Origin of the sequence: Methanosarcina hadiensis (assembly GCF_046529725.1) — an archaeon.
GTDB lineage: Archaea > Halobacteriota > Methanosarcinia > Methanosarcinales > Methanosarcinaceae > Methanosarcina > Methanosarcina hadiensis.
The window spans coordinates 3,638,305-3,658,141 of record NZ_CP136241.1; the positions used below are offsets into that span (position 1 = coordinate 3,638,305).

Below are 19,837 nucleotides of genomic sequence, written 5' to 3' on the forward strand. Positions count from 1 at the left end.
AAAAAGAAACGGAGCCCTGTTACAAATGCGTGTCTCAATCAATAAATCATCTATAAAGGGAGAGGTTTTTGCCCCACCCTCAAAAAGCTACACTCACAGAGCCATAACCCTGGCGGCCCTATCCGAAGAAGCAGTTGTGCACCGCCCCCTGCTCTCTGCCGATACTCTTGCTACTGTCCGTGCGTCCAGGCTGTTCGGAGCTTCCATAGAAGAGAAGGGAGATAAACTTCTCGTACGCGGAATGGCTGGAAGGCCCGGAGTTCCTGACGATGTAATTGATGCTGCAAACTCAGGGACAACACTGCGCTTCATGACAGCAATAGCAGGTCTTACTGACGGGATCACCGTGCTTACAGGAGACTCGTCCCTTCGTACGCGTCCAAACGGGCCTCTTCTTGAAGTTCTCAACAGGCTGGGGGCAAAAACCTGTTCTACGCGAGGAAACGAAAGAGCGCCTATTGTTGTTAAAGGAGGAATTAAGGGGTCCGAAGTTGAAATTAGCGGCTCGATCAGTTCCCAGTTTATCTCTGCTCTCCTTATAGCCTGCCCTCTTGCTGAAAACAGTACCACCCTTTCTATCATAGGAAAACTGAAATCAAGACCTTATGTTGACGTGACCATAGAAATGCTCGGACTGGCAGGAATAAAGATTCACACAGATGATAATAACGGTATCAAATTCATTATTCCGGGAAAACAGAAATACAGCCTGAAAGAATACACGATTCCCGGAGATTTCTCCTCCGCTTCTTACCTGCTTGCGTCTGCAGCCATGCTTGATGGCTCCGAAGTCACAGTCAAAAACCTCTTCCCTTCAAAACAGGGAGATAAAGTGATTATTGATATTCTCAAACAGATGGGAGCAGACATCACATGGGATATGGAAGCCGGTATCGTGACAGTAAGAGGAGGAAGAAAATTAAAAGCCATTACCTTTGATGCCGGATCAACCCCTGACCTTGTTCCGACTGTAGCTGTCCTTGCTTCAGTTGCCGAAGGCACCAGCAGGATAGAGAATGCCGAACACGTCCGCTACAAAGAAACAGACCGGCTTCACGCCCTTGCAACCGAGCTTCCGAAAATGGGAGTCTCCCTTAAAGAAGAAAAGGACAGCCTGACAATTACCGGAGGGACTCTTGAGGGAGCCGAAGTCCACGGCTGGGATGACCACAGGATTGTTATGTCCCTTGCAATGGCAGGCATGGTTGCAGGAAACACGAAAATTGACACAACCGAGTCCGTTTCTATCTCATATCCGGATTTCTTTAAGGACATGTGCAGCCTCGGAGCAAAAATTGAGGAAATTCCGGAAGAATAAGTTGAGAATACAATCCGAATTCCTGAGGGCAGATTAGATGAAGATTAAACGCAGATTAAATTCAATTTAGTTTAGTTCTAAGCTGATCCTGAAAGGATCCTCAGCCTTTCAATATTTCTTTTTTTGAATTAATCTCCACTCTGTCAGAGAAATCATTTGCCTTGTAAATGAATTGAATCAGAATTCAGGAAGAACAAGAATAACAAGAAATGGCATAATACTTATACAAAATATCCATAATTAAGCATATGGAAGTAAGGTGCAGGTGTGGAGATACATGCATAATGCCTATCTCGGAAGTACTGAAAGACATTGAACTATTCTACAAACCATGCAGCGACTGTAAAGCAGAAAAAATAAGAAAATTCTCTCCTCTGGCAGAAGAGATTAACCTGAACGAAATAGATAACAATTTTGGGAGCTGTAAATGCGGTAAGAGGCAGCTCGATATCGTAATGGCTCACGTGCTAAAAGTAATGATAGACGAAGGAATAAAAGACAAAAAAGCTAATTTAAGGAATTCATGTGTTCCTCTTGTGACTCCTGGCTATCTAACTAATTCTGTTCCCTATTTGCCTGAGAATTCTTTAGTAATATTATCTAATGAAATGAATAAAAAATGTGCCGAAAGAATCGTAAAAGAAGTTGGAGAAGTTAAAGGGGTTTTAAAAGGGGATGCAAGAAAAACTGTGGGTATAAAAGATTCTGACTCTGATCCTCATGAATACGAACTCCTTGCCGGGTGCGACCTGAGATGCGATATTATACAAACCCCTTACGGCGCTTTAGGAATATACAAGTATCAGCATGAAATCCATATAGAGTTTCCAACCAGAGACTCGCCGAAAATAGAGATACTTGAAAAAGCCTTAAAAGATTTTGATAAGCCTGCTGTTCTAGACTGTACATGCGGCCCCGGCACTTTAGGAATCGCATGCCTCAAAGCCGGCGCGCGAAAAGTTGTTTTTAATGATATATGGAAGCCTGCAATAGAAACTACTTTGATTAACTTAGAAGCAAATGGATTTCCAGTCAAACTTTCAGACAGCGAAGAAGAATTAATAACATCCGAAGACAATTTTGAAGTTTATAGTATGGATGTAAGGGAATTAGCGAATCGTCCGGATGAAAAATTTGATATTTGTATTATAGACACATTTCCAGGTGTGGATACAACAGAATTTATTGAAGCCGCAGGCAAATTAGGCAAAAAAGTTGTCGTGATTTGAAATAGAAATCTATGAGCCTGGGACGGAAAGCTTATGGTAGGAAATCATGGATCACGATATCAAGTGTAAAGAAAATAGAAGCACTTCTACTTTTTTTGAATGAGCAAAAAGAAGCAACTTTCCGTAAAATTAGTCATTATGAGCTCAGTTCTCAATACTAGCTCTTATATATCTCTCATATATAATTCTGTAAATTAGTCCTCTTGAGCGAAGCGAAAAGGACACCGTGCTCCCGAAGCGGAATTCGGGGCGAAAAGGACCGCGTACTCCCGAGGCGCAATTCGGGCGGGAAAAAGAGAAAAAGGCAGGCCCGAAGGCCTACTCTGTTTTAAAGTGTTTAATTTATCGAGTTTATTTTGCTGGAATGACGAGAGATCTCTCACCAGCAGGAACGAACTCTCTGATTGCACCGCGGCCGAACTCTCTCCTGGGCTCAGCGAAGTTGAAGGGCATGAGGTCGTCAGCGAAGCAGAGTTTGATGAGCGGGTTGACGGTGAATGCGTCGCCGCGTCCTGCGTGGGCTGCCTGAGCGATACCTGCGTATCCACCCTGGTGACCGACGTTCATGGCGTAGTTGGGGTAGTTTGGACCACGGAGTTCGTCTGGGAGACCTTCGTCGCCCTGGTAGGACAGAACGTTTGTGGCACCGCACTGGTCCTGCAGGTCGTATCCGAAGAATCCGAGTCTGCCCCATGCTTCCTTGTGCAGGTACATGGAGAGGTACCAGCCTGAGAGACCGGCGTTTGCGTTTGCAGTTCCGAGTGCACATGCGACACCGGCTGCAGCTGCGAGCACGGTTGCTCTCTGGGATCCACCGAAGTGGTCTTCAAGGGCAGTTGGGAATTTCTCGTAGGTCTCGATACCGTAGATTGTGGACTCGGTTGCGATGTCCTTTACGACTTCGAGGGTTGCCTTTACTTTGTTGTCCTTGCCTACTGTTGCAGCACCGTTGTACTTGTCGTTGATGTAGTCAACGTCGTAGTACACGTTGTTGTCGAGGATGTCATCAGTGTATGCAGCTGTTGCATACTGTGTGAATCCGACACCACCGGACATGTAGGATCCGAGCCAGATCTGGTCATAGAGCATACATCCTGCACCGACGACTTCAAGGGCAATCTTTGCTGGGTCCTGGGAAGTGCGGCTTGTCTGGATGATGTCTGAGAGGTGACCGAAGGAAAGTCCACCGGGCTCGTTTGGTCCACGTGCACGCCTTGCTGGGAGCATTTCACCCATGGAGACAAGGGCTGCGTGTTTTGCAGCGAAGGACAGGTCAGCGACGGCTGCTTCACCAGCACACATTGCGTATGCGGAGATGAAGGACATACCGATCTGCATGGCTGCCCACCTGGAGGTCTGAGCACCGTCAGTTGTTCTGGAGACAATTGTTGGGATGTGGATTGCCTGCCAGGATGTCTTGCCGATGGAGGCCTTAAGCTGAGCTGCCTGTTCTTCATTGAACATCTTGTTGATGTTGATGACAAACTGCTTGTCGATTTCGTCTGCGAGTTCGTCGTCACCGGTGAAGACCTTGACGTAGCAGTCGTCGACGAGAGCGGGGTGGGTTTCAACCATCATTTCCTGAACCACTGCTGCACCAGGCATTGCGTGGTTAAGGACTTCGAGGTAGTGGTTGATGGTTTCAGGGGTAACTTCCTTACCCAGCCTCTTCTCGAGGGTCTCATGAGCCATGTCAAGACCGACGATACAGGTTCTCCTGATGTCATCCCACATCTGCTGCATTGCAGCGTTGTTGACGTAGTGGAGGTCATCAGGTTCTGCAACGATGTCAGTTCCTGAAATGGTGTAAGGAGTGATTGCACGCTGACCGAGTGGTGCACCAGAGTGCATCATTGGGTTGTAGAATGCAATACCTCTCTTCTCTGCAATTTCTTTCCCGGCCTTAATCATTTCGGCTTTTCTTGCGTCCTGCTCAGGACCGAGTCTCAGGAATTTTTCGGTCTTACCGGTAATGTCGCCGCTAGTCTGCTGGTTTGAACCAAATTCCTGTGTGAACTTGACTTCCATTGATTTTTTGAATTTAGAGAAAATGTCTGCTGCCATTATGATCACCTCATTTAGGCTGGAATCCGTAAATTGTTCTCTGATCAAAGATCCTCTGTACCCATTCAACGACTTCTGCATCGTCCCTGAAGGCTACATTGTCCACACGGTAGATGGTGGTCCTCTTTGCAGCTTCTTCACTGGACATTGGCTTGCCGAGGTTTACTTTCCTGTCGAGTGGAATTGCGACCTGGTCCTTGTCCATAATGATGTTGCCGCCTTCGAGTCTTCTCCTGTCCAGCATGTCGAACATTACACCGTCTTCCTGGAGACGGACAGAGTGACCGTGCACAGTTGCACCACGCATACCTGCGAGGGCGTGGTCAGTCATTTCGGTTTCCATCTGGACTTTTGCGCACTGTTCCATGTCTCTTTCACGGGCTTCAACAATCTGACGGCCGGAAAGGGTACCTGGGTCAACACCTCTGAAGTTGATTGCTGCGAAATATGATCTGAAGTACGGGGTAGCCGGAGCGTTGTACATTGAGTCAGCGAACTGGACGTACCTGACCCTGTCTCCTGCTGCTGCGCCTGGTGTTGGAGTAACGAGCTCACGGACTGGGTCTGCGGGCTCTCCCATTTCTGCAAGTGGTGGGTGGGTGCTCGGGTAGTCGCTCCCTGGGGCACGGTGTCCGAGGACTGCAGTTAAGTCTTCATCGGAAATTTCCCTGAGTTTCTCAAGTTTTCCGGACATGTGCTTTCTTCTGTTAGCGCCTACTGATGTAGCGCCTGGATAAAATTGTGCTTCGTATGCCATCTCATGCAACTCCTTTATGATGTTCTAACTGGTCTAATGTCGTCTTGACGTATTTTATGATTAAATTTAGCTTATCCCTGGGACAGAAGTCACCGCGTGTAACTCCGCTAACCATATCCATTATAATTCCCTTTGTACGAATATTTTCATCCCTTGGCATCACTAATCTCGTCTTTATCCCTGCTTCTGCAAAATCCTCAAAATCCACCGGGATCTGGCTGACAATAATTGCCGGTATATCAGCCTGGCTCAGAATCTCTCTTGCTTTTCTGATTACATGGTCTTTGATATTTCCGAGGTGAATTACAGCCAGCTTATGCATTTCTATCTGTGCCACTTCCACGGGACTGAGTACAAATGACCCTGTCCTCATGCCTGATTCCGGAATTCCCGAACCAGAGTAAAGTACAAGCACACTTACCTGGATGTTTTCTTTCCTCATTCCATATGTGATCTCACATACCGGTTTTGTAATATGCCTCTGCCCGGGACTCATAGCAATAGCTACCACATCGGCACGGCCAGCTTCCGAAAGAGTGCCCCTTTGAGCGAGTCCTCCTCCTTTGCCAAGGCCTCCACCGCATCTGCAGTCAACTACCTGTGTTTCCCGATCGATCATCATATCTTTTCACTCATCTTTATCTTCATCTTCTTCTTTCTCTAGTTTCTCAATGAAGACAAGCTGGTTTATTTTGGCTCTGGGATCCACCATACCAAGCAAGAGAGGGTCAGCATCAGGACCAAGTTTAGCGTAGTCAGTTACTGTAGGTTTTTTCCTGAGGAAATGTCCTTCCCTGAATTCAAAAGAGAATGGGAGCACTTTTTCACATACTGCCCTGACTTTTTCTTTAACTTCGGCGTTTAAGATTTCAAGCCTGATCCTGCCTACACTGATCCTGAGTTCAATAATCTGATCTCCGATCTGAATAGGCTTTCTTAGAGGGTGTTCTACCTTTTCCCCGGTACCAGGGCCGTAGCCTACTTTTTCGGGAAGTCTATTGCCCTGGATCATAACGCGGAGTATCCCGTCAACCTGAGAAAGCTCAACGAGAAGTTTCTGAGAGGTTTCAGGTGACAGGATTCTACTGGGAAAGATTTCTATTTGAATGGAATTGTCTGTGTTTGAAGCAGAGTCTGACATCTTTAGACCTTTTAATTATTTTGTTTAGAGCGCTCCTGCAACTGCCTTGATTGGCTCGCGGAATTCTGGTATTGCACCAAACACGTCACCTATAAGGCCAGATGTTGATTCAATTGAGAACATCTGAGTACCTGCATCCAGAGCTACTGCTGCGCATACGCAGGGAATTGCAAATCCTCTGGAGTGCCTGGTAACGACGTGGTTACCGTTGAAGACACCGGGTCCACCGCCACCATAGATTGAGTGGCTGAAGAATGAGAACCCTACTGCGGTACCCTGTACTTTACCATAGTCGCATCCTGGGAGACCGGTTTCCTTCTCAAGGATGTCGTTGAAGTACAGAAGTGTTGCAGAGACGCCCTGAGCTGCACGGGCTGCACCACAGTTCACGAGGGTAGCTGCAAGTACACCGGCTGCTGCATAGGCATTCCACATTGGGACATCGTTTGCTTTGTAGAACTTGTATCCGGAAGGTGCAGTCTTGTCAACGGAGATCACATTGTCTTCAATTGCCCTGCCGACAATGGACTGGATAACGGTTCCAATGGTTCCGTCCTTACCGTTTTCCTTTACAGTGTCATAAACAACGTTGTTAGCATTGAGACCCTGGCAGGCAAGACCGAGGAGCTGGTGCCTCTCGAACATACCGACTGCTTCACCCATCTCAAAGATACCGGACTGTTCGTAGATTGAGGAGAGAGCTGCAGTGTTCATTGCATTCCGGCTGCATATTGCTGCAACGTGGTTGGCCATGATGTTCCTGAGGGAGTAGCCGAGACCTTCATTGTTCTGGGGAATGCTCAGGATACTCTGAACCTGTCCGCCCATGAGGTCCATTGTCTGCGGGTAGCTTCCCCAGACAGCTGCCTTTACGATGGGTGCATCATACATGTCGGTTCCGAACATATCAATGAGGGTCTGGGTAACTGCTGCTGCACCAACTGTTGTTGCAGCCATGTAGTCAGCACCAGCGGCCATTCTTGATGAGGGAGCCTGAATGAGAAGGCTCTTTCCACCCTTAACGATCTTTACGTCGGTGTCGTCGCCTTCGTCGACCTGGACATACTTCTTAACACTGTCTGCAATAGCCTCAGCGTTGCCTGCGATATCGTAGTTGAGCCCACGGCCTAAGATCTGACGGCCCTTACCGCCCATCTTGCCGCTGGCAAGTGCGCCCTGAATACCTGCGAGGTTGACTGCAACGGACCGCTTGGTGTCCAAGATGATCTTTTTAATTGCTGCGTTTCTTGTTGGAGCAAGGCTCATTATGTCGACATTGCTCTCGAGCAGTTTTCCTCTGTCGTCGTAGATGTCTACTGTGTCAGACACTTTAATTTCCTCCTTAATTTATTAAAATCATTTTGGGACTGGTCACCTAACTTAAGTGCTGGTGCACTCAATAAATCAAGTACCGCGTCGTTTTTAAGTGTCCACTTTCCCAATGAAATCTCATTCGTCTAGAAGGTACTTAAATCTTTTGTGTTCTCCGCTAGATGAATTTATGTATTTTTTTAAAAATCATTTTATTAAGACTAAATGTATTTTATTACAAATATATTAAAAAACGGCATCAATAGAAAAACAAGTTTTTAGGCATACCAAAAGATATCAAAAATTTGTCAGAAAACTTATTTATATATTTTTCTGAGAAATGCCCGGTTTGATCTAAATTTTTTAAATTTGTCATTAAATTGTCATGAAAGTCATACCAAAAAGATTTAGTAATATCTTCATTATACGAAAGTTTGATATGGAAGTAGTTGTTGACGTAGGCGGAAATCCCGGGGTAGACTGCAGAGGCTTCTGCAAATACTGTTATTTTAAGAAAGTCAAAGAAGTTCAGCCCCTGGGCTGCAAGTATTGCCTTCCTTTTAAAAAAGGGTGTGATTACTGTACTCGCAGCGTAAGAGAATCGTATTCAGGCTTCAAGTCCCTCCAGATGGTACTCGAAGAAACTGCAAATAAACTCTGTTTTACAACAGGAGAGGTGAAGAAATTCACGGTTAGCGGAGGAGGAGACCTGAGCTGCTACCCTGAACTGAAGAATCTTGTCACTTTCCTGTCTCAGTTTAATATTCCGATACATCTTGGATACACCAGCGGAAAAGGTTTCAGCAAGCCCGATGATGCTTTATTCTACATAGATCAAGGAGTTACGGAAGTGAGTTTCACGGTTTTTGCAACAGACCCTGCTTTAAGGGCTGAATATATGAAAGACCCTGAGCCTGAAGCTTCAATTCAGGTCCTTCGAGACTTCTGTTCCAGTTGTGAAGTCTATGGGGCAATAGTTCTCCTTCCTGGAATTAACGATGGGGAAGTTCTTGAAAAGACTCTCAGCGATCTGGAAGCTATGGGAGCAAAGGGAGCTATTCTTATGAGATTTGCAAACTTCAGGGAAAATGGCCTGATCCTTGATAACGCTCCTATCATCGCAGGAATAACTCCACATACCGTCTCCGAATTTACTGAGATTGTACGCAGTTCTGCAGCAAATCATCCTTCTATGAGGATCACAGGAACACCATTGGAAGACCCCTTAATTGGCTCTCCTTTCGCAATCCGTAATGTTCCGGAAGCTCTTTTAAAACTTCCCAGAGTGACCAAAAAAGCAACCATTATCACCGGGCAGGCGGCAGCCCCCAGGCTTACCGAAATATTTGAAGCTCTCGGAGGAACTGTGAACGTGGTTCCGTTGAAAAAAGACATTGGCTGCCTTATTACAATCGAGGACTTCAAAACTCTGGACCTCTCAGAGGTGACTGAAACAGTATTCGTTCCGGGCAGGGCTTTTGCTCACGATATGGAAATCAAGGAAGCCCTCAGAAGAGATGGAGTGGACAGGATTGTACGCAGAGGTCCCGAACGCCTTTCCGTAGATGGAGAAATGTCCATAGGAATGACCAGAGAAGAAGTCCTGGAACTGGAAATAGAGAACTTTACGGAGCTTATTAATCAGATTAACTCCCTTGGACTGCCTGCAAATTAAGCTAAGCTTTAATCTGCCCAAAAGATATCAAATAAAGCATAGAAACGGGCATTAGAAAGGATCAAACATCATAAAAAAAAGCTCATTGATTAAGGTTTAGATATTGAAACAGATACTATATAAATCTATAAGAAATTATATAATTATGGAAAAAATCAATAGAAAATAGTTCAATTAAATAGTAAAGATTTTGCTAAGAAAAAAAAGGCAGTGAATGAAAAGTCCTTTTTTCCGGAAGAAAAAAAATACTCCATGGAGGTTTGGAGGCATTATTAATAAACATTTCTATTTTTTCCGGTTTTTGTACTGCCCTATCTCCCCCCAGAGGGCAGTAAGAAGATTTTCGGATTCTTTAACACTCCCTGTTTTTCTTCTTAGCGCGCGGACCCGGACATAAAATCTGAAAGTCCAAGCTGCTTAACCTTATGGTTTTCAAACAGAGAGCAAATATCATAGTCCAGAAGCTCTATTCTCTGTCTGGTATAGCTGGAGACACCATACCTTTCTCCAATCTCTTTTGAAATTTCGAGATACTTGCGGACAGCTCCCTCGTGCACAGTCAGCACCACATTGCCTCCACATTTGGGGCAGGCTCCGGTAAGTGGCGGACGCCTGAACTTCTCTCCGCATTTAATGCAGCGCATCCGCTGCCTGGAAAAAGAACGAAGATTCCCGATCAGGTCCGGAAGGAAATGGGACTTCAGAACCCTTTCAGCCACATCAGGCGCGTCAACCGCCCTTATCCTGTTAGCCAGGGAGAGTTGTGCCTCCATCTTTTCGATCATGCTTCCGAGAGTCTTATAAGAAGAATTGAGCGGTCCTGCAGCAATATTTGAGGTATCATGTGTAAACATAAAATGTTCATACTGCTCAGGTGTCCCAAGCCGGCTGCTAACAAGATCCATAATGCTTTCAATCTCTGTCGGGTTTTTGATCTCCTGGGTAGCCCTGTAAAACTCAATAGGGTAGCGTGCAGGAACATCAATATTATGGGCTTCTTTGTCCACTTCCTTGGGATCTATTCTGGTAGTTAACACCAGAGGAGCATCCATCTTTCCCCCTCGTTTTTCGGGCAGATATGACCTTGAGAAGTTGAGAATTCCATCCATGAGAAGCATTACGCAGTCCTCGTCCCCATCACAATTCCTTCTTTTTGAGGCATGGAAAAAAGGATGAGCATAGCCTACGGAAGCTTTCGTGAAACCCAGCAGGCGCCCGAGAACTCCTGCAGAGGTATGCGGCGCAAGCCCTATCATCAATGTCCCCACAAGGTCCTGGATAGTTTCGGCATTGTAATACGGCTCAACTTTGTAGTACTTCACAAGAAGCTCATCAACGTACTTCGCCGTGCGCAGCATATACCCGGCCCCGTCGTAAGAAATCACAAGGTCCTGAACCTTCAAACAGGCAACCTGGTCATCTCTCTCAAGAGGTCTTCCGTAAATATCCTCCTTATAGCCGAGTTCTCTGAGTTTGGCTGCCGTAATTCCAAGTTCATCGGCTCTTATATGGGTAAGGGGAATATCGGACATATCATAGCGGACAGTTCCATCTTTAAAAATGTAAACTTCATGCTTTGCCCTCAGGATTCCTTTTTCCAGAGGTTCGGGAGTCATCTGCCCGTTCATGAGCCTTTTTACCCCCTTAATAATATCCATTCTTTCCCTTTCACCTACATTCTCAAAAGCCTGCTTGTAAATGGAACGGAAATCCAGCTTTACATTTGCAACAGATGTCGGTTTTCTCCCGCACTTGGGGCATGTTTCTGCTCCTCTCACATCAATTTTGCATCGAGGGCAGGAGAGTTTGGGATTCGTAAATTCCCCGCATTCGCAGCGCCAGAAATAAGACTCTTTCCCGCAGGCAGGGCACTCCCTCAGTCCCATTTCGACTTCGATTTCCCCTATCCTGGCATTCATGCATGAAGTATAATCCGAAGCAGAGACAAGGTTGCGTGTCATTCCTCCTGCATTACTTATCGGGAAAAGAACCTGAGCCGCAGGAGACATTTTGCGCAGGTCGGATTTCTCCGGTCTTCCCATCCTCGCCCCTATCCTTGAAGGAGCCCTTGGGTAAACCTTAAACCCGCTCAAAATGCCTGCGGCTTCTACCATATTATCAGTATCCGGCATGCTGACTTTTTCTTTGAGCGAACTGTCAAGCCCGAGGCATAAAATAAACGGAAGAGCTTCTTCAACAAAGATCTCGCCTTCTTTTACTTTATGCAGTAAAAGAAGCTTTTCAAGCACAGGTTTTATGCCCTCTTCAACAGAAGCTTTCAGGGGCAGTTTAAGGATTCCTTCCCCTTCAGGCTCGCCTCTAAGGAAGGTCCCTTTTTCAGCCACGAACTTTTTGAGAGCTTCAAACTCATTCCGGTTTATATCATGCCAGAGATAGGTGAACTTAGGGTGCAGAGGCACATTATACTTCCCGGCAAGCCTGAGAGCAAGACCCGCAGACGGATTTTTCAAATCTTCCTCTGGAATCTTTTCAGGGCAGGCGGATTCGTAATCATAAATCCACCACTCAAAAACATAAGGAGAGGGCATAAGAGGATGGTTGTTCTCCAGAAAATCCCCGTAATTGATCAGAATTTCCCCGATATCCACTATTACCTCAACCTGCGGACGGACCTCATATGCTTCTTTTATATCATCTACCCGAATAAGGTCTCCTGAAAAAAGCCTTACAGTAGGCCCTTCTATCGAGTCCACGGCAGACATACCGGCAGCTTTACCGGGCCTCTCTATCTTAAGCTGAGTTCCGTTAGTAATAAAATCATCAAGCAAAACCATACTTGCAGGATTAATCCCTGACGAAGCAAAAGAGGTATTTCTTGACCGCCCATACCGCAGCCTGAACCCTCCAGGCCTTGAGGGGTGAGAGAATACAGGTCTCCCGGCAATCAGGTCGCGGATATATTTATCCTTTGGCTTGATTTTATTTTTCTGCTCGTCTTCATCGCCTCCCCCGCTTTTAGCTCCCCCGATAAGCGTCTCAAGCCAGTCCCAGCCGTCCATTTTTAATTTATTCACATGCTTTTTGACCTTCGGAGCCTTGAGTGCAAGCCCTTCGGCAAGCACGAGGCACATACCTCCCCTGACGCGGTTAGTCCCTATCCTTTCAAGGTCCCTGTGCCCTTCAACCTCGGTCTCTTCAGTCGGGTCTCCGTCAATGCAAACAGGACAGTTCCGGACTATCAAACGGATTTCATCTTCAGAAGGCGTGTACTGAAGGCTTGCAACCCTCTTGTAAAGCAGGATTTCTTCCACATACCGCTCCACTTCTTCTTCTCTTGGCTTATAACGGTCAATCCCTATCCCACGCCTCACATAATCGCCTACCAGCACGGAAAGAGCCTGCGCAGTCCCTCCTGCACTCCTGATTGGCCCGGAATAAAATATCCTGATATATTGGGAACCATCGTCGTTTTTCCCGAGATCTACCTTATCGATTCCCTCGATAGGAGCTGCAACTACTCCTTCGGTCAAAACTGCCATTGAAACGCGAATAGCCGCTTCCACAGCATCTTTTTTTGTTGGAAAACTTCCTACAACCCCTTCAGCGACTTCTTTTCCAATTTCAAGGGCAGCTTCTTCCCTGGACATCTTTGTTTCAAGTTCCCTTATCTTTACAGCAACTCCCTTAACACCGATAAGGTTCTCGACCCTGTCTGCAAGGTCTTTGGCAAGGGGAATTTCTACAACGGGTTTGGGATCTCCACCATTAGCCCGGGCCCTGTTTGCTATTTCAATTGCTTCTTTTAACCGTGCCTCAAGCTCATTGAAATACTCATGCATTTCTTCACTTGCAATAGTTTCGCCCATTTTAAAAATCCCCTTTTAAGAGAACGAAAAATTATCTCTGCTTTCGCAGGGACCCGGCAGCAAAGAGTCCCTGAATTGAGACAACAAAGAAGACAAAAACCCCAGCCCACATGAAATAGTATCCGATATCAATTCCAAGGAGGTCTATCTCAAGAGTTGTCAAAACCATACCTGTAGCCAGGATCGAAAGGCTTATTAATGTCGTTTTTTTGTTCTGCTCGCGGACTTTCTTGTAAGCCCGCATCTTTTCCATCTGTTCTCTTTTTTCCGCCTTCAAGAAGATCTCTCCAGATATCTGAAAAATAAATGGTTATCAAAATTTGAACCTCGAATCGCAATGTCAGATCCGGGTGTCAAACTTCATTCAATTCTGACTGTCAAACCCTCACTTATAATCTTGCAATTTAACTGATATTCCTGACTCAGAAAACATACCTCACTGAGGCAGCTTCTCTTAACCTGTTAAGGAGGGCAGCTCCAAGGCCTGCAAGGGAAAAAGAGCCATCAGCCAGGATCACATCCAGTCCTTTTGCATCCAGAGCCCTGAGCCCTTCAAATAATCTCTTTGCAGCTTCTTCCGGTTCTTTACGAGACCCCAGTAAAAAGCATTCATGGGCACGCAATTCTTTAGCAGCAAAAAAATCTGCGGTCTCGTCGCTCAGTAAAAGCCCGACTTTCTGCCCTTTGCTCAGGTAATCTTCGAGAAGAATACCAAGCTTTTCAGAAATTTTTTCTTCTTTCCCTTCAACAAGCACAACCTGAGTATCAGGAGTATAATGGCTGTACTTCTGGCCTGCCTGCCTTTCAGGCATAGATTCTCCAGCTTTTGTTTCAGCTCCGGTAAATGTGGGCCTGACTTTACCTATAACCTTTTCAAGGTCATCAATTCCTACCGCCCCTATCCGGAGCACCGCAGGAGGTTCGGCAGTCATATCAATAACAGTAGACTCAAGCCCTATGGCTGTTCCCCCGCCATCAATAACCGCATTAATTTTGCCCTCAAGGTCAGCAAGGACATGAATTGCCAGACTGGGACTTGGCTTTCCTGAAAGGTTAGCGCTCGGAGCAGCCAGAGGAGTCCCTGCCCTTTTTACAAGATCCAGAGGAATCCTGTGATCAGGCATGCGTAAGCCTATTGAAGGCAGGTTTCCCGAAGTAATTTCCGGGACTGTATCGTTTTTCTCAAGCACGATCGTAAGGGGACCGGGCCAGAAAGCGTCCATAAGCCTGAAGGCTTTTTCAGGGATATTTTTTGCAACCTTTCTGATATCTTCCTCGGAATGGACTAGAAGGCTGAGAGGATTCCCGGGTGGTCGTTCCTTTGCTTCAAAGATCTTCAGGACGGCATCAGGATTCAGCCCATCTGCCCCAAGCCCGTAAACGGTCTCCGTGGGAAAGGCAACTGTCCCTCCTTTTCGGATAATCGCTGCAGCCTCGTCAAGGATAGCATCGAAATTCTCTTCGGAAATCCGGAATATCCGGGTCTCTTTTTTATTTTCGTTTTCTGCCTGCACCAGGGGTAAGCTCCTGTTGATTATTATTCTGTTATTGTTCCGATTATACAACCTGCAAATGGTCCTGCCTGTATCGGTTCCGTTCATGCAGTCCTTTTCTCATTGAGCCGCTTATTTCTTAAGCCATTTTCCGAGAGCAATCTCAAGCTCTTTATGATCCTTTGCATAATCCTGCAAGCTGATTCCTTCAAGGCTCGCTTCGAGAGCCTGCCTGCAAGCAGTGGCTCCTGCTGCCGTGCCCATTGGATGCGCATGAATACCGCCACCGAACTGCATAATAACGTCTTTTCCAAAGATTGAATAGAGGTCTGGAATCATTGTAGGAGCAAGTCCTCCAGATGCTACAGGAAACATCGGTTTTAGCCCTCCCCAGTCCTGGGCAAGGATATGCTGACTTTCATCCGCAGGCACTTTATCGAGCACACACTGATCCCTGAGGTTCAGGACTTCGTGCTTTTCTCCATGCATCTTCCCGACAACCGTGCCTATGTGAAGCTGGTCAAGCCCTACGAGCCTGCAGAGTTTGGCAACAACAAGCATGCTTATCCCGTGGCGCGGGTTCCTTGTGTAGGCTGAATGCATACAGCGGTGGGCGTGAAGAGCCAGACCTGCATCCTGGGCTTCCTCGCGCAGAGTCTGAATTGCAGTCCAGCCAGCAGGCACTATATCAACCATTGCATAACTGGCACCAAGGTCTTTAAGGACATTCATGCGGCGGACCATTTCTTTACATGTCGGGGCAGTGACATTGCAGAGGTACATCTTTCTTTCCCCTGTTTCGGACTCCGCCTTTTCTGCGAGTTTCAGGGTGAGTTCGGCTCTCTTTTCAAAGCCGTTAAATTTCTGATCTGTCAGGTTTTCATCATCTTTAACAAGGTCGCAACCACCGGCAAAAGAATTGTAAGCAACCTCAGCATGCTTCTCTGAGTTCAGGCCGACTTTCGGTTTTACAATTGTTCCTATAAGAGGCCTGTCCTGAACACCCACGAGTTTCCTTATTCCTGGCAGTCCGAAGTTCGGACCTTTGAACTCGCGAAGCATGGACCTGGGGAAGGCTATGTCCTGTAGCCTGAGATTGTCAACAATTTTCATGCTCAGGATATTTCCTGCAACAGCACTGAGAACCTGAGGGACGGAGCCGAGCTCAAAGAGATCTTCCGAATAAGCCACTCTTACACTTTGTGCTTCCTCATTGGCGTAAAAGACATGGGGTTTCAGCTTCTCTGCGAGTTCGGGGCTCAGCGTGGCAATTTCAGTCCATGAATCTATAGAGCTTTCTCCTGCCATGTGAGTTGCAGCTTCCTCAAAATTAACTCCTGCCGTCGGTTCGATGTGAAATTCACAGACAAGATCCGTGTCCTTCGGGCTGTAGCCGATATCAATATAGTCCCTACGCATTCTGTATTCTCCTTACTCCTGATTGAATTAAATTCCAGATTATAATTTTGCTAGATTAAAATAATATTATGATTGAAGGAGGTAACTGAACATAAATAAAAACTTGTTTACTGGAAGAGTAAAATTAAATTGAAAAATACTTTCAAGAATAAGTATTAAAGGAAAAACCGTTTCTGACCAAAATTGGAGTCTACCAACTTGCATTTTTTGTATCAGATACCCATACTGGAAAGTCATCAGATGATTGAAAAAATAAAAAAAAGAAAATTTTAAGATTTTATATTCCCAGTACGAACAGTACAATGAAATATATGGCCATCGAGACAAGCCCAAGAGGCAGTCCAAGTCTTGCCCATTCTTTGCTGGAGATACCCAGTTTGCTTGCAGAGATGATGTTGGGAATATTTCCGGGAATTAACATTCCACCTGATATTAAAAGTCCCATAAGTATACTCCTTATCTGGAACTCACTGAGAATTGGTCCTATCTCAGCAGCCGCAAGAGTAGCATTATCAAGGACCGCAGAGACCATATTGATCCAGTACAGTGCCACAGAAGGTACCTGTATGAAATACTCGAATATTATGGGCTTGAAACCTTCACCTAGCAGTACGAGCGCTGCAATAAAAACGTAGACTTTAACAGCTCTCATCACGACATCCTTTACAGTCTCATTATAATCTGCCGATTCCATTTCGTGAGCTTTGGGATCAGCCTTTCCTAGGAAGAAAACTCCAAGAAGACCGAAGGCAAAGATACCCGGGAAAATATATTTGCCAAGCATATTAAACAAGAACATGAAATCAGCATTGTAAGGTTCGCCTGATAGTTTTGAGATAGCGATTGTTGAAAGAGGTTCTCCCAGGGGGTAAGTGCTGCTCCAAGACCGATTGAGAAACATGCAATGATTGTAAGGTCGATCTTGGACTTTCTCGAGAGAGGCATTGCGTTAACCACTTCAACGAGAATTATTGCCGCAAGAATGGCTGATATAACACTTGAGGATAAGCCGAGCACAACAATCAAAAGAAAACCCAGAACCTTAACAGAAAGCATGTCGGTAAGTTTTCTGATTGCTTTATGGATCGGAGTATGCCACTTGTAGATAATCAAACCTACGACCAGCACTATCTGGAATATTCCAATTGGAATACCAAATATGTCTCCCACATGCAATGGAGCAGTCAACGATTCTTCAATAATCTCTAAACTCCAGCCTGTTTCAACGTCCGGAATCCTGACAAAACCTGAAAGTGTCATTGCCGCTACTCCGCAGATTAACAGGAATACTTCCAGATTTTCTTCAATAAAGTGTATTTTAAAAGGTCCAATCAATACTGTGAGGAATATCACAAGAAATCCAATTAAAACTCCTAAATCAAGAGCCACTATTTTTCCTCCTTTAAGTAGTACTCTAGGTCGTAAAGGGCCTGAGAAAGTAACTTACTGTTTAACAGCACGAAATTCTCGAATGGTTGGGCCTTATAGAAACCTGCTTTATTAAATATAGTCCTATAATATATTAATCTATCATTATTATTACTTTTAAATGTTATTCATCCCGTACAATAAACATGAACTTTTAATTCTAGATGTTTACAGTCACTCATTCCCGCATTTAACTCACGGATTCCTTTACCTGAATGCAAATATTGCTTATCATAAACGAGAGGAGCAGATACTAAACTAAGAAAAATAGGCATCAAAAATACGAGTACTTTTAGAAAAATATAATGATTTCAGAAAGCTGTAAAGAAACTATATTGAAAATAAGAGTTAAAATTTGAGCTGACATGTCTGAGAAAATTAACAAATTCGTAGATAATCATTCATCCTGTGAGAAGCTTGACTAAAATTTGTTCCAAAATCCAGCGATTTCAAGTTTATTTTATCACCGGATTCTGAAACTATGTTAAGTACAGTCCAAAGGGTATATCCTGGCCGGGTATACCTCAAGCTTATATTCCTAGTACGAAGATGATGATGAAGTAGATAGCCATTGAGACAAGCCCAAGGGGTACTCCGAGTTTTGCCCATTCCTTACTGGTGATACCAAGCTTTCCTGCAGAAATGATGTTCGGAATATTTCCTGGGATCAACATTCCACCTGCAATCAAAAGACCCATAAGGATACTCCTTATCTGGATTTCACTGAGAGCAGGTCCGATTTCAGCAGCGCATAGGGTAGCATTGTCAAGAATAGCAGAAACCATGTTTACCCAGTAGAGAATGCCTGAGGGGATCTGGATAAAGTATTCAAGGATAAGAGGCTTGAAACCTTCTCCGAGCAACACAAGTGCGGCAATAAAAACGTAGACTTTAATAGCCCTCATTATGACATCCTTAACAGTCTCGTTGTAATCCGCTGCTTTCATTCCTGCATCTTTAGGGTCAGCTTTTCCAAGGAAAAACACTCCGAGAACACCGAAAGCGAAGATGCCCGGAATAATGTATTTACCAAGCATATTAAACAAGAACATGAAATCAGCGTGGTAAGGTTCACCGGATAACTTTGAAATAGCGATTGTTGAAAGAGGTTCTCCGAGAGGGGTAAGTGCTGCTCCAAGACCGATTGAGAAACAGGCAATGATTGTAAGGTCGATCTTGGACTTTCTCGAGAGAGGCATTGCATTAACCACTTCAACGAGAATAATTGCTGCAAGAATAGCTGACATAACACTTGAGGATAAGCCGAGCACAACAATCAAAAGAAAACCCAGAACCTTAACAGAAAGTATATCGGTCAGTTTTCTGATTGCTTTGTGGATCGGAGTATGCCATTTGTAGATAACCAAACCGACTACAAGCACAATCTGGAATATGCCGATTGGAATGCCAAAGATATCTCCAACATGCAGCGGTGAAGTTAATGCTTCTTCAATTATCTCCAGAGTCCAGCCTGTCTCCTCACCCGGGAGTTCGACAAAACCTGAAAGAGTCATTGCTGCGATGCCGCAAACAAGCAAAAATGGTTCCAGATTTTCTTCAATAATGTGTATTTTAAATGGGCCGAGCAATACGGCTAAGAATATTACAAGAAACCCAGCTAAAATTCCTGGTTCAAGAGCCATTACTTTTTTCCTCCTTAAAACTACTATTTTAGAGAATTAAAACCTGTAAAATTCGCCTACTGTTGAACACTTCGAGTTACTAATTTTTTTGCCTTATAAAAGCCTGAGTTATTATATATTCTTCCATAATATATTTTCCCCAGGAATGCAATTGGACTTACACGAGTCCTGGAAAAAATTTAACTTTTTTCTCGAAAAGTATTATAATTTTATTTTTAGAGGGTTATAGAAAGCGTTTTTGATCCGACCGGACTGATAGATATTTAGCGGACTTTTCCAGGTAATTAGTATAAATTTGATTAAGAATAATATCTATATAAAAAAATAAAAGTGAGATACATAGAAAAGATAGAAAAAAAATGAACATAAGATGCCTGCATCCGGGTATAAACCAGCTTCTGGGTATAAACCGGTTTCTGGGTATAGACCAGTTTCTTTCTGAGTTGAATTAAGAAATACTGAGAAAAACCGAAAAAAGAAAGTCTCTTCAAATTTATTAATTTTATACAGGTTGAAAAGAACATAATGGAAA

13 protein-coding genes and 1 pseudogene are annotated in these 19,837 nt (G+C 44.8%); 3 read left to right on the forward strand and 11 right to left on the reverse strand.

Annotated features, from left to right (window positions below):
* Window positions 1–25 precede the first annotated feature (25 nt).
* Together aroA and RSJ42_RS15635 are read left to right on the forward strand one after the other, a co-directional pair.
* Window positions 26–1,318 carry a 3-phosphoshikimate 1-carboxyvinyltransferase gene (gene aroA / locus RSJ42_RS15630; protein WP_410508186.1) on the forward strand — a complete coding sequence of 431 codons (1,293 nt, stop codon included), beginning with the start codon at window positions 26–28 and terminating at the stop codon, window positions 1,316–1,318.
* Between the two features lie 284 nt (window positions 1,319–1,602).
* Window positions 1,603–2,547, forward strand: a complete 945-nt coding sequence (locus RSJ42_RS15635) for a 50S ribosomal protein L11 methyltransferase (protein WP_410508187.1) — start codon at window positions 1,603–1,605, stop codon at window positions 2,545–2,547.
* Window positions 2,548–2,898: 351 nt separating this feature from the next.
* Here RSJ42_RS15635 and mcrA read toward each other — a convergent pair whose 3' ends face one another.
* Genes mcrA through mcrB form a run of 5 tightly spaced genes read right to left on the reverse strand, consistent with a single transcriptional unit; the run spans window position 2,899 to window position 7,838 of the window.
* On the reverse strand, window positions 2,899–4,611 hold the full coding sequence (mcrA, locus tag RSJ42_RS15640; protein ID WP_410508188.1) for a coenzyme-B sulfoethylthiotransferase subunit alpha: 1,713 nt from the start codon (window positions 4,609–4,611) through the stop codon (window positions 2,899–2,901).
* A 10-nt stretch (window positions 4,612–4,621) separates the two neighbouring features.
* Complete coding sequence (gene mcrG / locus RSJ42_RS15645) at window positions 4,622–5,368, reverse strand: coenzyme-B sulfoethylthiotransferase subunit gamma (RefSeq protein WP_410508189.1); 747 nt, start codon at window positions 5,366–5,368, stop codon at window positions 4,622–4,624.
* A 1-nt stretch (window position 5,369) separates the two neighbouring features.
* Window positions 5,370–5,990: a methyl-coenzyme M reductase I operon protein C gene (mcrC, locus tag RSJ42_RS15650; RefSeq protein ID WP_410508190.1), complete on the reverse strand. Its 621-nt coding sequence runs from the start codon at window positions 5,988–5,990 to the stop codon at window positions 5,370–5,372.
* 6 nt (window positions 5,991–5,996) lie between these two features.
* Window positions 5,997–6,509, reverse strand: coding sequence for a methyl-coenzyme M reductase operon protein D (mcrD, locus tag RSJ42_RS15655; RefSeq protein ID WP_410508191.1), 513 nt, complete (start codon window positions 6,507–6,509; stop codon window positions 5,997–5,999).
* Window positions 6,510–6,533: 24 nt separating this feature from the next.
* A complete protein-coding gene (gene mcrB, locus RSJ42_RS15660) occupies window positions 6,534–7,838 on the reverse strand; it encodes a coenzyme-B sulfoethylthiotransferase subunit beta (protein WP_410508192.1) in 1,305 nt (434 codons plus the stop codon).
* Window positions 7,839–8,259: 421 nt separating this feature from the next.
* Here mcrB and mmp10 point away from each other — a divergent pair, with 421 nt between their 5' ends.
* A complete protein-coding gene (gene mmp10 / locus RSJ42_RS15665) occupies window positions 8,260–9,495 on the forward strand; it encodes a methyl coenzyme M reductase-arginine methyltransferase Mmp10 (protein ID WP_410508193.1) in 1,236 nt (411 codons plus the stop codon).
* 374 nt (window positions 9,496–9,869) lie between these two features.
* Here the strand turns inward: mmp10 and RSJ42_RS15670 are convergent, their stop codons facing one another.
* The 6 genes and pseudogenes from RSJ42_RS15670 to RSJ42_RS15695 form a co-directional block, all read right to left on the reverse strand.
* A complete protein-coding gene (locus tag RSJ42_RS15670; RefSeq protein WP_410508194.1) occupies window positions 9,870–13,322 on the reverse strand; it encodes a DNA polymerase II large subunit in 3,453 nt (1,150 codons plus the stop codon).
* Between the two features lie 31 nt (window positions 13,323–13,353).
* Window positions 13,354–13,599 (reverse strand): hypothetical protein, encoded by a 246-nt coding sequence (locus RSJ42_RS15675; protein ID WP_410508195.1) that lies wholly within the window; start codon window positions 13,597–13,599, stop codon window positions 13,354–13,356.
* Between the two features lie 145 nt (window positions 13,600–13,744).
* Entirely contained in the window at window positions 13,745–14,923 is a 1,179-nt protein-coding gene (locus RSJ42_RS15680) for an L-threonylcarbamoyladenylate synthase (RefSeq protein ID WP_410508196.1), read from the reverse strand.
* A gap of 24 nt (window positions 14,924–14,947) precedes the next feature.
* Window positions 14,948–16,234: a type III ribulose-bisphosphate carboxylase gene (gene rbcL, locus RSJ42_RS15685; RefSeq protein WP_410508197.1), complete on the reverse strand. Its 1,287-nt coding sequence runs from the start codon at window positions 16,232–16,234 to the stop codon at window positions 14,948–14,950.
* A gap of 277 nt (window positions 16,235–16,511) precedes the next feature.
* Window positions 16,512–17,623: pseudogene (locus RSJ42_RS15690) on the reverse strand (DUF1646 family protein).
* Window positions 17,624–18,192: 569 nt separating this feature from the next.
* Window positions 18,193–19,305: a DUF1646 family protein gene (locus RSJ42_RS15695; RefSeq protein WP_410508198.1), complete on the reverse strand. Its 1,113-nt coding sequence runs from the start codon at window positions 19,303–19,305 to the stop codon at window positions 18,193–18,195.
* Window positions 19,306–19,837 lie beyond the last annotated feature (532 nt).

Excerpts from the sequence above, each read along its gene's own strand:
- rbcL (WP_410508197.1), bottom strand. The coding sequence starts at position 16,234 with ATGCGTAGGGACTATATTGATATCGGCTACAGCCCGAAGGACACGGAT.
- mcrG (WP_410508189.1), bottom strand. The coding sequence starts at position 5,368 with ATGGCATACGAAGCACAATTTTATCCAGGCGCTACATCAGTAGGCGCT.
- RSJ42_RS15695 (WP_410508198.1), bottom strand. The coding sequence starts at position 19,305 with ATGGCTCTTGAACCAGGAATTTTAGCTGGGTTTCTTGTAATATTCTTA.
- RSJ42_RS15635 (WP_410508187.1), top strand. The coding sequence starts at position 1,603 with ATGCCTATCTCGGAAGTACTGAAAGACATTGAACTATTCTACAAACCA.
- RSJ42_RS15670 (WP_410508194.1), bottom strand. The coding sequence starts at position 13,322 with ATGGGCGAAACTATTGCAAGTGAAGAAATGCATGAGTATTTCAATGAG.
- RSJ42_RS15680 (WP_410508196.1), bottom strand. The coding sequence starts at position 14,923 with ATGAACGGAACCGATACAGGCAGGACCATTTGCAGGTTGTATAATCGG.
- aroA (WP_410508186.1), top strand. The coding sequence starts at position 26 with ATGCGTGTCTCAATCAATAAATCATCTATAAAGGGAGAGGTTTTTGCC.
- mcrA (WP_410508188.1), bottom strand. The coding sequence starts at position 4,611 with ATGGCAGCAGACATTTTCTCTAAATTCAAAAAATCAATGGAAGTCAAG.
- mcrC (WP_410508190.1), bottom strand. The coding sequence starts at position 5,990 with ATGATGATCGATCGGGAAACACAGGTAGTTGACTGCAGATGCGGTGGA.
- mcrD (WP_410508191.1), bottom strand. The coding sequence starts at position 6,509 with ATGTCAGACTCTGCTTCAAACACAGACAATTCCATTCAAATAGAAATC.
- mmp10 (WP_410508193.1), top strand. The coding sequence starts at position 8,260 with ATGGAAGTAGTTGTTGACGTAGGCGGAAATCCCGGGGTAGACTGCAGA.